The sequence below is a fragment of the Mesorhizobium sp. G2-6-1 genome, from assembly GCF_055809095.1.
Genome location: NZ_CM147896.1, coordinates 1,263,525 through 1,276,257, shown reverse-complemented (window position 1 = coordinate 1,276,257; position 12,733 = coordinate 1,263,525). Strand labels below are relative to the sequence as shown.

General features: G+C 58.6%; 9 protein-coding genes and 1 pseudogene. 2 read left to right on the top strand and 8 right to left on the bottom strand.

All coding sequences use genetic code 11. From position 1 onward, the window contains the following. Positions 1-31 precede the first annotated feature (31 nt). From AC0L7S_RS06035 to AC0L7S_RS06000, 8 genes and pseudogenes are all read right to left on the bottom strand, one after another. Positions 32-997 (bottom strand): ABC transporter substrate-binding protein, encoded by a 966-nt coding sequence (locus AC0L7S_RS06035; protein WP_473473521.1) that lies wholly within the window; start codon positions 995-997, stop codon positions 32-34. 289 nt (positions 998-1,286) lie between these two features. Continuing rightward, positions 1,287-2,513: a M24 family metallopeptidase gene (locus tag AC0L7S_RS06030; protein ID WP_473473520.1), complete on the bottom strand. Its 1,227-nt coding sequence runs from the start codon at positions 2,511-2,513 to the stop codon at positions 1,287-1,289. Between the two features lie 152 nt (positions 2,514-2,665). Beyond that, on the bottom strand, positions 2,666-3,781 hold the full coding sequence (locus AC0L7S_RS06025) for an alcohol dehydrogenase family protein (RefSeq protein ID WP_473473519.1): 1,116 nt from the start codon (positions 3,779-3,781) through the stop codon (positions 2,666-2,668). Positions 3,782-3,796: 15 nt separating this feature from the next. Next, a complete protein-coding gene (locus AC0L7S_RS06020) occupies positions 3,797-4,903 on the bottom strand; it encodes a mandelate racemase/muconate lactonizing enzyme family protein (protein ID WP_473473518.1) in 1,107 nt (368 codons plus the stop codon). A gap of 116 nt (positions 4,904-5,019) precedes the next feature. Then, a complete protein-coding gene (locus AC0L7S_RS06015; RefSeq protein ID WP_473473517.1) occupies positions 5,020-5,400 on the bottom strand; it encodes a carboxymuconolactone decarboxylase family protein in 381 nt (126 codons plus the stop codon). Between the two features lie 12 nt (positions 5,401-5,412). Further along, a pseudogene (locus AC0L7S_RS06010) lies at positions 5,413-6,866 on the bottom strand (aldehyde dehydrogenase family protein). Then, entirely contained in the window at positions 6,859-7,962 is a 1,104-nt protein-coding gene (locus AC0L7S_RS06005) for an aromatic ring-hydroxylating oxygenase subunit alpha (protein ID WP_473473516.1), read from the bottom strand. Before AC0L7S_RS06005 ends, AC0L7S_RS06010 begins: the two are co-directional and overlap by 8 nt. Next, positions 7,959-8,876, bottom strand: coding sequence for a MurR/RpiR family transcriptional regulator (locus tag AC0L7S_RS06000; protein ID WP_473473515.1), 918 nt, complete (start codon positions 8,874-8,876; stop codon positions 7,959-7,961). Before AC0L7S_RS06000 ends, AC0L7S_RS06005 begins: the two co-directional genes overlap by 4 nt. Before the next feature lie 63 nt (positions 8,877-8,939). Between AC0L7S_RS06000 and AC0L7S_RS05995 the strand changes: the two genes are divergently transcribed. Further along, a complete protein-coding gene (locus tag AC0L7S_RS05995) occupies positions 8,940-11,417 on the top strand; it encodes an FAD-dependent oxidoreductase (RefSeq protein ID WP_473473514.1) in 2,478 nt (825 codons plus the stop codon). Then, positions 11,410-12,708: an aspartate aminotransferase family protein gene (locus AC0L7S_RS05990; protein ID WP_473473513.1), complete on the top strand. Its 1,299-nt coding sequence runs from the start codon at positions 11,410-11,412 to the stop codon at positions 12,706-12,708. The genes AC0L7S_RS05995 and AC0L7S_RS05990 overlap by 8 nt, the downstream gene beginning before the upstream one ends. Positions 12,709-12,733 lie beyond the last annotated feature (25 nt).

The window sequence follows — 12,733 nt, the reverse complement described above, 5'->3', positions numbered from 1 at the left end:
TAAGCCGCCGCCGCGCGTCTAACCGGTCAGATTACTTCAGCACGGCCGCCAATTTGGCTTTCGCATCGTCGCTCAACCAGTCACTCCAGACATCCTTGTAGGTGGTCAGGAAATGCACGGCAGCCTCTTCTGCAGTCGCCTTGTTGTCCTCCTGCCAGGCCAGAACCTCGTTCATCTGCTCGTTGGTGAAGCTAACATGCGACATCAACTCCGTCACCTCTGGCTCGCGCTCCTTGAGCGAAGGGGTCACCGCAGTCCAAACATCGGAAGGCTGATAGGCAGATTTGATCGGTTTGGCGCAGTCAGTGCTGGCATTGCAGTTGTCTTTCGCCACATAGGGGCCAATGTCGACCATCACCATCGGATAGCGGCCGAGGATCGCTGTTGGTGACCAATAGTAGCCGAACCAAGGCTTCTTATCAGTGTAGGCCGAGGCGATTGAGGCGGCCAGCGTCTCACCCGAACCGTGATTGAAAACCTTGATTCCGTGGTCTTCAGGTTTGAAAACCTTGGCGAGATTGTCGTTGACAATGCGGCAGCCCCAACCTTCGGGGCAATTGTTGAACATGTCGCCGACCCAGTCGGGATGCGCCAGCACGCCGTCAATAGTCTTCAGTTCGGGATGTTCCTTGGCCAGATATTCAGGGATCCACCAGCCTTCTACACCGCCATCGGATAGCACCTTGGTCAAGCCGATCAGTTTGCCCTCTTTTTCAAGCTCGGTATATTGCGGGGCGGTGTTGACCCAAAGTTCTGTCAGAATGTCCGGCTTGCCGGTTTCTGCGACCGAGGCGACCGAAGGCACCGTCGAGGATGGCACGACCTTCACCTTGCAGCCATAGCCCTGTTCCATCAGGAACTTCGAAGTGGCCGTGACGACCCCTGCCGAGGCCCAGTTCATCTCGGTGATCGAGACGTCGCCGCAAGCCTGCGCGGCCGATCCGCCTACTATTGTCGAAATCGCCATCGCGGCGGCACTTATGAGAAGTTTATTCACGTTTGAAGCTCCCTTGTTGCGTTTATGGTTCCACTATGCATTCTAGCCGCCCTGTCCTCGCGATTCACTTGAAGCGGATGCGATAGAACTTTGGTGTCTAGAACATTTGTTCTCTCTTTTGCCGATAATACTACAAATGTATCACGGCCATGTCTATCAGAAATATTTGGCTGGACTGTCATCGAATTATGTCAGTGGCCACAATGATTGACTGATATGGTCAACACTCTTGCATAGCGATGGATGTGATGCGACCCCATATGCGTTTGCTGCTTGGACATATTGTACTTCATTCCAGGAGGCGCTCTTCTAGCGGATAGGTTGAGAGCATTTCGTAGCCGTCATCGGTTATCAGGACCTGCTGTTCCAGTTTGACACCGTCGCGCTCGCCGACTGCACCGACATAACTTTCAACGCAGATCACCATGCCGGTCTGCAGCACGCCGTCATAGTGACTGGGCGCGCCGAAGACCGGATTGACGCGCGGATATTCGTCCGACATGCCGACACCGTGGATGAGGCAGGTGTAGGCATTGGCGTGATATTCTTCTGGTAGCACGAGTGCTTGAGCTTGAAAGTCTCTTAGCGATATTCCCGATCGCACCAGCTTCAGATTGTGCTCGATCTCGCCCAAAGCGAGTTGATAAATCTGTTTCTGCCTTTTCGTCGGGCGGTCCGGTCCGCAATGGAAGGTACGGGAAATGTCGGCAAAATAACCGAAGGGACCGACCATATCGGTATCGAAACCGACGAGATCGCCTGACTCCACCTGTCGCGGCGAGGCTTCTTGCAGCCAGGGATTGATGCGCGGTCCCGAAGCCAGCATGCGCCCGTCGTGCCAGTCGCCATTATTGGCCAGATTGGTGTAGTTGAGCAGACCCCACAGTTGCAGTTCGCTCACGCCGGGGCGTAGCGCCTGCTGCATTTTTGCGATGCCGAGTTCGGCGACGCCGAGCGCCCAACGCATGCAGGCGATTTCGTCGTGCGACTTGATCACCCGCGCTTCCTCGGAAACGATGACCCCGTCCATGACCTCCAGGCCGCGCTGCAACAGCGCCTGCGTTATGCTGGGATTGACATATTCGACCGCCACCCGTCGATTGTCGGTTCCGATTTCAGCGAGGTATTCGACGATGTCATCGGCAAACAGACGCGCCGCGTCGGCCAGTTCATAACCGCCATCGAAGAAAGACAGAGGTCTTGCCCGCTTTGCCGCATCGGCCAATGGCGGTTGGCCGTAGACGCCATGAATAACGATCGGGCCCTCGACTGGCACGAACAGGTAGGTCGTCGGCACATGCGACTGGAAAAGGCCGTAGTTGCGATAGTCGATCGCGTAGCGCAGGCTGATCGGGCTGACCAGCACACACATCGCCGCGCCTGACTTGCGCAAGGCCGCGCGAAGCCTTTCGAGGCGGTAAGCGTAAAGCCGGTCCATGTCGATTTCCGGCATGTCACGGTATTTTCTCAGATCACTCCAGCTATCGTTGATAAGCATCTCATCGGGCAGTGTCATGGTTGTTCTCGGCGGTGGACACAGTGATCGTCGGTGAAAGCGCGTAAGCTATCGCTGCCGCACGGGGGCCCGGTATTGAGACGGCTGCGCAAACCGGCTGAACACGCCCATCTTCTGCGCGAAATTCGGGAACGCCTCGTCATTTTCCGGGGTCAGTCTTGATGTTCAACGCTAACAACGATGTTGCCCACGTGCTTTTTCTCCAGAAAGGTTTCCTGCGCCCTCGCAAGTTCGCGAAGCGGGAATTCTGCGGCCAGCAATGGCGAAAGAAGGCCCTGTTCGATCAGGCCGACCACGCGTTTCATGGTGCCTGGCGGCACGATGGTTGCGCCGGTAAGTTGCAGATCCTTGTAGATGAGTTGACGCAAGTCGAATTCGACCATCGGACCCGAAATGGCGCCTGAGGCAGAATACCGCCCGCCTTGGCGCAACGACAGGATCAGTTGCATGAATATGCGCCCGCCAACCACGTCGAGAGCGACATCGAGCGGGCCTTCGGCAGCGGCCATGATCGCCGTGGAAAGCTCCGGCTCGTTGCGGTCGATGACGGCATGAGCACCCAGAGATATCAAGAGGTCGGCTTTGGTCTTTCCTGCAATGGCAATCACACGAGCGCCGCGAAGGCGGGCAAGCTGGACGGCGGCGGAGCCGACTCCGCCGGACGCGCCGGCAATCACCACGGTCTCGCCCGGCCGCAGCCCGGTGCGCGCGATCAGGTTTTCTGCCGTGGTGTAGGCGCAGGGAAAGGTTGCGAGTTCGGCATCCGAAAGTGCAGTGGTAACGGCAACGGCATTTTCGGAGCGAACCTTGGTGTATTCGGCGAAGCCACCGTCGCATTCTGATCCGAAATAGCCGGACCGGCCTGCATCCAGCCAGTCGCCGGTGTTGAGCAGCCATGGGTCGATCAACACGCGTTCACCGATCCGGGACGCATCGACACCGTCGCCAATCGCCGCAACAGTTCCCGCCACATCGGCGCCCTGAATGCGCGGAAAAGACAGCGCGGCGCTGCCCCAGCTGCCCGAATTGGCGTCCGCGCCGGTGAAACCGCCGCGGCCTCCCGCTTCCGAAACTCCCTCGGTCACGGAAGAAGAATACCATGCGGTGCGGGTGTTGATGTCGGTATTGTTCAGCCCGCAGGCACCAACCTTTATCACCACTTCGCCGGGTCCAGGCCATGGCGTCGGCCAATCCTCACGGTATTCCAGTTTGTCCAGGCCGCCGTGACCGGTAAGGACAACGGCGCGCATACCCTTGGGAAGAGTCACTGTTTTATCCTTTGCTCAGGCGTATACCGATTGCGGATCACCAAGTTTCCCCAACTCGGGCACCACTCCCAACCCCGGAGCCTGTGATGGGGTAGCAAAGCCGTCGATATTCCGCGCCCCTTGCCCGGGCACAGGATCAACGCCAAGATGATGATGGCAAAGCCAGCTCGCGAGGCGGTTTTCCCGTGGTGTCGAGGATGCGAGATGGATCGCGGCGGTATCGGCCAGTGCCGATCCACCAAGGTCCTCCACATGCATCTGCCAACCTACGGAAACGCCGAAATCGCGAATCCGGCGCGCCTTAGTGAGACCCCCGACACGGTTCGGCTTGACCTTCACGCCCTCGCATGCGCCAAGCCTCCAGGCTTCGAGATGGTCGTCGAAACTGTGCAGGCACTCGTCCAGCATGAGCGGCTGGGTGACCCGGCTGGCCACATGCGCGCATTGTGAAAGTGTTTCGCAGGGTTGCTCGACCCAGCCGCGCAACGCGACATTGTTTAGCGTCTGCACTGCGACCGCTGGCAACCATGCGCGGTTCACGTCGTAAGTGACCGATTCATCCGGGCGTAGCGCGGCCTCGATCGCCTCGATCCTGGCGATGTCGGCTGCCGGGTCGGTTCCGCCAATCTTGGCCGAATGCGTGCGATATCCTTGGGAATACGCATCGCGGATCAGTCCGATCATCTCCTCGTGGGTGCCTGTGGAAATCGAGGAATTGACCGCTACCGGGTCCGCCTCCTCGCCGCCCATCATTTGCCACATCGGCAAGTTTGAAAACTGTCCGAGAATGTCCCAGCAGGCCATGTCCAGCGCGGACTTGACGTAGAGATGGCCCGGCAGCGCAACATCCATTATTCGATTGATGGCGTCCAGGGAGCGCGGATCGCGGCCCAGCAATGAAGGGGCAAGCGTCTCGATGCCCGCACGGATGCCGGGACCATGTGCTGGCAGATATGTGTTGCCCCAGGGGCAGCCTTCTCCCCAGCCTGAGATGCCCTCATCGGTATCGAGCCGAACAAAGGTGCTGTCGAGTTTCTCGAATTTCAGCCTCCCGCCCGATAACCAGTAGGGTTTCGAAAGCGGCAGATTGAGTTGCCAGACCGAAATACGCGTAATTTTCACCGACTCGTCCCCTGCGATCATTGCCGGTGTGCGAAGGCCGTTCCCTCCACGCGGCGTCATACGATAGTGCTGGCCTGTGGCCGGCAACGAGCAGAAATCTGCCTGAGTTAAAAGCTCTAGAGCTTCCCTTGTTCTTCCAGAACCTTGCGGGCCACCCTGAAACATTCGAGCGCCTGGGGAACGCCGCAATAGATGCCGACAACATGGATGGCGGCACGGATTTCGTCCTTGGTCACGCCATTGGTGAGAGCACCGCGGCAATGCGTCTCCCATTCATGCATCTTGCCCAGCGCGCCGATCATGGCGAGGTTCATCAAGGAACGCGTCCTTGCGTCGATGGCATCGTCACCCCATCCGAATCCCCAGCACCATGCGGTCATTGCCTCCTGAAACGGCCGGGTAAAATCGTCCGCAGCGGCAAGGTTCTTTTCCACATACTCGCCCCCGAGGGTGGCCTTGCGCTTGGCAAGCCCCTTTTCGAACAGCCCGTCGTCCATGCCCTTGCCTTTCTATTGCTTTATGGCGATTGCCACATTCTTGGTCTGCAGATAGTTCCACAGGGCTTCTCGCCCCTTTTCGCGGCCATAGCCGGATTTGCCATAACCGCCGAACGGGGTCTCGACGCCGCCCGCATACCATTCGTTGATGAAAACCTGACCCGCGCGCAGCCGCGACGCGCTGCGCATCGCCCGGTCGAGATCCTGTCCGAAAATACCCGCGACGAGCCCGTATTCGGTGCCGTTGGCGACCTCAATGGCTTCATTTTCGCTTTTGAACTTGAGCACCGACAGCACCGGTCCGAACACTTCTTCACGTGCAATCGTCATGTCAGGCGTCACGTTGTCGAAGATCGTGGGTTCGAGAAAAAACCCGGCCGGTTGAGCTTGCGCCCGCCAGCAACCGCGCGCGCCCCCTGACGCTCCGCTTCACGGCACATGGCCTCGGCGCGGTCTCGCTGCCTGGCGGAAATCATCGCACCCATATTCGGTCCGAATGCGTCGCGTTCGATGCCCGGCCCCGTCGAAATCGAGCGAGCAAGATCGGCGACCCGTTTGACGACTTCATCATGCACATCTTCATGTACGATCAGCCGTGACATGGCTGAACAGACCTGTCCGGCGTTGAAGAATATGCCCCAGCGCACCGAAGCCACGAGATTTTCAAGATCTGCATCGGGAAAGACGATTGCCGCGGATTTGCCACCCAGTTCAAGCACGCATGGCACCACGTTTCTGGCGGCAGCGGTGGCAATGGAAATGCCCGTGGCGACCGAACCGGTAAAGACAATCTGGTTGACCTCGCTGTGTCCGGCGAGCGCGGCACCGGCTTCGCTGCCAAGCCCGCAAAGTACGTTAACTGCACCGGGCGCGAACCCGGCATGTTCAGCCGCTTCGGCAATGAAGGCGCTGGTCAACGGGTCGAGTTCCGGTGTCTTGACGACGCATGCGCATCCTGCGCTCAGTGCGGCGGAGAGTGAGCGCGCAGCCATTTCCAGCGGATAGTTCCATGGAATGATTTGAGCCGAGACCCCGATAGGTTCGTAGGTGGTGAAATCGTAATAGCCGGCACCCAGCGGAATGGAACGACCTTCAAGGGTTTCAGCCTGGTTACCGTAATATTCAAAGTAACGCGCAGCACCTTCCACCTCGATGCGGGCTTCCCACAGCGGCTTGCCGGCCTCGAGCGAAAGCAGTGGCGCAATGCGCTCGATATTGGCGAGGAGATAGTCGCCCATGGCCCGCACCATGCGCCCGCGCTGGACAGGCCGCATGGCTGAGAGCGTGCCCGAGGCATGGCAGGTCTTGGCGGCGTTCACCGCGCGCTCGACGTCGGCAACATCGGCAATGGCTTGTTCGGCAAGCGTTTCACCGGTCGCGGGGTTCTCGACAGCAAGGCGTCCGCCGCCACCGTCCACCCACTCACCCGCAATGTAGTTTTGCCAGTAGGGTTTTATGTCAGGCATCGACAGCCTCACGCATCCACTGATGGAGCACGCGCACGGAATGCTCGGAATTGACCCCGCAATTGGGATCGATAACGAGGGGACCAGGTTTGTAGCCGCGGCTTTTCAAACCGCGCTGTACGGATTCGACGAGATGGATATCTTCCGCCACGGTCGTCGCACGATCCTGAATGGCAAGCCTGCGTACAACTTCGGAATCCGCGCCGTCGACGCTGTACCAACCCCGCCAGACGACGACCTCGTCAACGCTTTTGACGTGCCAATGATAGGTGTTGAGAACGTTACCGGGATAAACCTGGAACGAGAATGTCGGCCACAAAAACCAGGAAGAGTATTCGCCGGCATAGGCATTGGCATCGAGGTCGATGGGATAGCTCATCTTGTCGAGGTTCTGGCACTCGGTGGTGTGGCGCAGGCAATAACCTTGCGGCTGGATGTCGTAGGTTTCCGGCTTGACTATTCCGGTCGCGAAGGTGTTGTGATTGAGCGTGCAATGATAGCATTCGGAATAGTTTTCGACCGATACCTTCCAGTTGCAGTTTTCCGGAATTTCGACCCATTCAAGCGGCTTCAGCCGCTCGATCTGCGGCACGAACGCTGAAAGTTCTTCGCGCACCTTGGGGAACCACTCGTCCATCGGCCGCGCATCCGGATCGAGATTGACGAATACGAAGCCGCAGAAAATCTCCGCGCTTACGGAACTCAGACATATGTCCTTGCGCTCAAAACCCGGCACGGATCGGACATTGGGGCCACTGCGCAACTGGCCGGTCAACTCATAGGTCCAGGCGTGGTACGGGCAGACCAGAAGCTTTGCATTGCCGGTGCCGGTGACCAGTTCATGCGCCCTGTGCTGGCACACATTGTAGAAGGCACGGACTTCGCCGTCCTTGTCCCTGATGCAGAACAGTGCCTGGCCGGCGATCTCGAAAGTGAAATAGTCGCCCGGCTTGTCCAGCAACGATACATGCCCGGCGAACTGCCACGTTTTGGCCAGAAGCCCAGACATTTCCTGCGCGTGAATAGTCGGGTCGGTATAGTAACGCGCCTCCAGCGACCGCAGCGGCACGACAGGTGGCGTATTGGAAACGTTCATGACCGTCTGCCTTCTTCGCTCCAGTAGATTCCAAGTTCATGGCGCCGCCGATGGAAGCGTTCGATATTGTTGATGATTTCTGGGTCGGCCTCGGCGATTACGAATGCCATCAGCGTCTCAAACAGGGCGGACAGCGCAACCGTCGAAGTGAAAAATTGCGGTGTATCCATCGGCACTACGAAACGGTGCTTCGCCCGCGTCAAGATCGGGGAAGCGGGGCTGTCCGAAACGCCGATGATCGTCAGTTCGTGGGCCAGCGCCAGTTCCACCGCCTCGACCACCTCGCGCCGATAGGGCTTGAAGGTCATCGCAATCAGCACGTCACCCTTCTGGGCACGGACCAACCCGTCAACCGGTAGCGAGCCGTCACGCGGAATGGCGTTCACCGAATCCACCGCCATGCTGGCGAGGTAGGCGAAATTGCGGGCAACGGCATTGGCGATGCCGACGCCTAGTACATATGTTTCGCGCGCCCCGACGATCTCGTCTGCCGCTGCTTTGAGTGATGTGGTGCCAGTCGCCGAAAACAGGTTTTCGATGTTCTCGATGGAAGCCGCCGCCATCTCGCCATACAGACCCGACAGCTTTCCGCCTTTCGACAGCGATTGCAGCCAGCGGGCGCGATCCGGAAAATTGTCACGGCCCTGAATCACTTCCTCGCGGAAGGGCTTGCGAAAGTCATCATAACCGTCGAAGCCCAGCGCCCGCGCCATGCGCACGAGCGTGTTGGGCTTTACCTCCGCGCCCTGTGCCATCTTTCTGATCGAACTGACGCTGATCAGCGTCGGGTTCTCCAGCACATGCGTGGCTGCTTTGTGCAATTCGGGCGTGAAAATCGGGAGTTGGCTGGTGAGTTCACTGAGAACCTCGCCAGCGGTGAGAAGGACAGAAGATGGTACAGTTATGTTCTTCATTGTTGACAACAGTACATTTGTTCGATAGCCATGTCCATAGCCTTTTCACAGGAGTCTTTCGCAATGAATATATCGCATGCGCGGGTGGTAATCATCGGCGGCGGCGTCATGGGTTGCGGCCTCGCCTATCACCTTGCGCATGAGGGATGGAGTGATGTTGTGCTGTTGGAAAAGGCCGAACTGACCTCGGGCTCGACGTGGCATGCCGCTGGTCAGATAACGCATTCCACCTCGAGTTTTTCTCTGGGTACATGCGTCGGCTACAACATCGATCTCTATTCGAACGTGCTGGAGAAGGAGACGGGTCAGTCGGTGACGTGGCATGGCTGCGGGTCGTTCCGCCTCGCCTACACGCAAGACGAAGTCGATTGGCTCTTGCATACCATGAGCGTGGGAAAGTCGCTCGACTTTCCGATGGAAATGGTGAAGCCGGATCGTATCGCCGAATTGCATCCATTCTACAATCTCGATGGCGTTATCGGCGCACTCTATACGCCTGATGACGGTCACGTCGATCCTTCCGGCGCAACCTTTGCGCTGGCGCAGGGCGCGCGCCAGCTTGGCGCAAAAATCATTCGCCAATGCCGGGCCATCGATGTCCGGGCAGAGCCGAATGGCGAGTGGCGTGTTATCACCGAGCAGGGCGAGATCGTGTGCGAGCATGTCGTCAATGCCGGCGGCACCTATGCCCGCCAGATCGGGCTGTGGTCCGGCCTCGATATTCCAACGACTTCGATGACCCATCACTATCTGATCACCGACACCGTGCCCGAGTTCCAGCAGTTGGAACGAGAACTGCCGGTGGTGCGCGACGACCGCCTGGTTTCCGGCTATATCCGCATGGAGCAGAAATCGGGCCTGATCGGCATCTATGAAAAGGCAAACCCGAACGCGGTCTGGCTGGATGAGTGCCCGTGGGAAGCTGAACACGAACTGTTCGAGCCTGATTATGACCGCATCATGCCGTGGCTTGAAAATGCCATGGACCGTATGCCCGTCCTGTCTCAACTCGGGATCAAGCGTGCGGTTCACGGCGCAATTTCACATCCGCCGGACGGCAACCCGCTGGTCGGTCCGGCACCCGGCTTGCACAATTACTGGATGAATTGCGGGTGTCAGATCGGTATTGGCTGGGGACCCGGATTGACGCGGGAGTTGGCCCGCTGGATGGTTCATGGCGCCGCCGACATTAACATGCGCGATTTCGATCCGCGCCGTTACGGGAAATTCGCAGACCGCGCCTATCAGGTGACGAAGGCCAAGGAGGATTATCTCCTGCGCCATGAGACGCCTTTCCCGCATCTCAATCGCCTTGCGGCCAGGCCGGTTAAGCCGAGCGCTCTCTATGAGACGCTGAAGGCCAGGGGAGCGGTGTTCGAGGAGGTGTTCGGCTGGGAACGCCCGCGCTGGTTCGCGCGCGGCGATCTGGAGCAACGCGACTATTATTCTTTCGGTCGCGCACCGTGGCATGAGATGGTTGCGCAAGAGGTCAGGGCGGTTCGCGAGGGCGCTGGCATTATCGACATTTCGGCCTTTTCCAAGATCGAAGTCAGCGGCCCCGACGCTGCCGCATTCATCGACCGGATCATTCCCAACCGTCTGCCATCGAAGCAGGGTCGTATAGCCCTTACACATCTGCTTCAAGACAATGGCCGTATCGAACTGGAAACCACGATCGTGCGCCTTGCCGACGACCGTTTCTATTTTACCTGCGCTGCCTTCTTCGAACAGCGTCTGGTCGATTATCTGACATTTTGCAAACTGCCCGGCGAACAGGCAACCATCACGGATCTTTCCGACGATTGGGGTGCGCTTGCCCTTAATGGGCCGCGCTCGCGCGACATATTGAGTGCATGCACACCGGCCTCGCTCACCAATTCAAGCTTTCCCTGGTTGAGCGCACAGCAGATCGAGGTCGCTGGCAAAACCATGTGGGCCTTCCGCATGTCCTATGCTGGCGAACTGGGCTGGGAGTTCCATGGCCCGAGAGGCAGCCTGCCTGCACTCTATGATGCGTTGTCAGCGGCTGGCGAGCCTCACGGAATTACCGATTACGGCTCGTTTGCAATGAACGCCATGCGTTTGGAAAAAATGTTCAAGGGAGCGGGCGAACTTACCAACGAAGTCACCTTGCCGGAAGCGGACGTAATGCGCTTCGTCAAGCTGGACAAACCCGATTTCACTGGCAAGTCGGCGACCGAAACAAGCTTGGCCGGTACGCGCCGCTGGACCTGCGCCTATCTTGAGGTCGAAGCCGATGGCAAGGCGGACGGTCAGGGCGGTGAAGCGGTTCTGTTGAATGGCAAGAAAGTCGGCTCGGTCACGTCCATTGCCTATGGGCCGGCTGTCGGTTCGGATCTTGCCTTTGCCTACGTCAAGCCGGAGGCCGCAGCGCCGGGAACCGAGCTTGAGGTTATGATCATGAACGAACTGCGCAAGGCGCGCGTGCTCGGCGATCCCGCATACGATCCTCAAAATCTGCTCCCCCGCACCGATACTACGCCGGTCGAGCAGCCCGAAAAGGCGCGGGTCGATGCTTGAAGTCTCTCTCAGGGAATCTACTCTTTGCCAGGAGAACTGGGTACGACGCGCCGCTGCCGTACTGCCGGGAGGAGGGTTTGGCAATTTCGACCCCTCAGTGGTGATCCGCGAGGGGCGTGGTGCGCGCATATGGGATGAGAACGGCAAGGAGTATGTCGATTACCTGATCGGTTCGGGGCCGATGATCCTTGGTCACGGCCATCCCGAAGTGGTCGAAGCCGCCCGTGAGCAGATGGCAAAGGGCATGACCTTCTTCGCCAGCAATGCGCACGGCATTGAGCTGGCCGAGGTCATTTGCGCGGCCGTCCCGTGCGCCGATCAGCTGCGCTACGTATCAACCGGTGGCGAGGCAGACATGTATGCGATGCGGCTGGCGCGCGCCCATACCGGTCGCCAGAAGATCATGAAATTCGAAGGCGGTTATCACGGCATGTCAGCCGAGGCACTGATCAGCCTCTATCCTGAACGGGTCGAGAATTTCCCTCAAGGCGTGCCCGATTCCGCTGGCATCAGTGAACATGTTCGCGACAACATGCTCGTTGCGCCATTCAACGACATCGACTTCGCGCGGCGTCTGATCGAGGAATATCGCGACGAAATCGCCGCCGTGATCGTCGAACCGCTGCAACGCTTGATCCCGCCTGAGCCGGGTTTTCTGGAGGCATTGCGCGAAGAAACGCAAAAGCACGGCATCGTGCTCATCTTCGATGAAGTCGTGACGGGTTTTCGTCTTGCATATGGCGGCGCGCAGGAAAAATACGGCGTCGTGCCGGATTTGTGTACGCTTGGAAAGATTGTCGGCGGCGGCTTCCCATTGGCCGCAGTCGCAGGCAAGGCCGAGATCATGGCGCATTTCGACAAGGCCAAGGTTGGTAAGGATGGCTTTACGCTTCAGATCGGCACGCTCAGCGGCAATCCGATCGCATCGGTTGCGGGGCTGAAAACGCTGGAAATCCTTCGCCGTCCCGGTAGCTATGATCGTCTTCGTCAAAACGGTGAGGCAATCATGGCAATGATGCGTGAAAATCTCGATCGGTTGGGTGTCGCATACCGGATCGTTGGCGACCCGGTCTTGTTCGATGTCGTGTTTACCCAGGCACCTGTGCGCAATTATCGCGACGTCAAAAACGGTAACCCTGTGCTGACAGGTCGTTTCAATGCATTGCTTCGGCAACAAGGCATCTTCAAATCGGCCGGCAAGATTTATTCCTCGCTGGCGCTGACCGATCAGGACTTGTCATGGACGCAGGACGCGATTGCACACGCCTGTGAACATCTGCTGAGTGAATGAGCCGCCGCGCCCCGCGCCTGTTTCA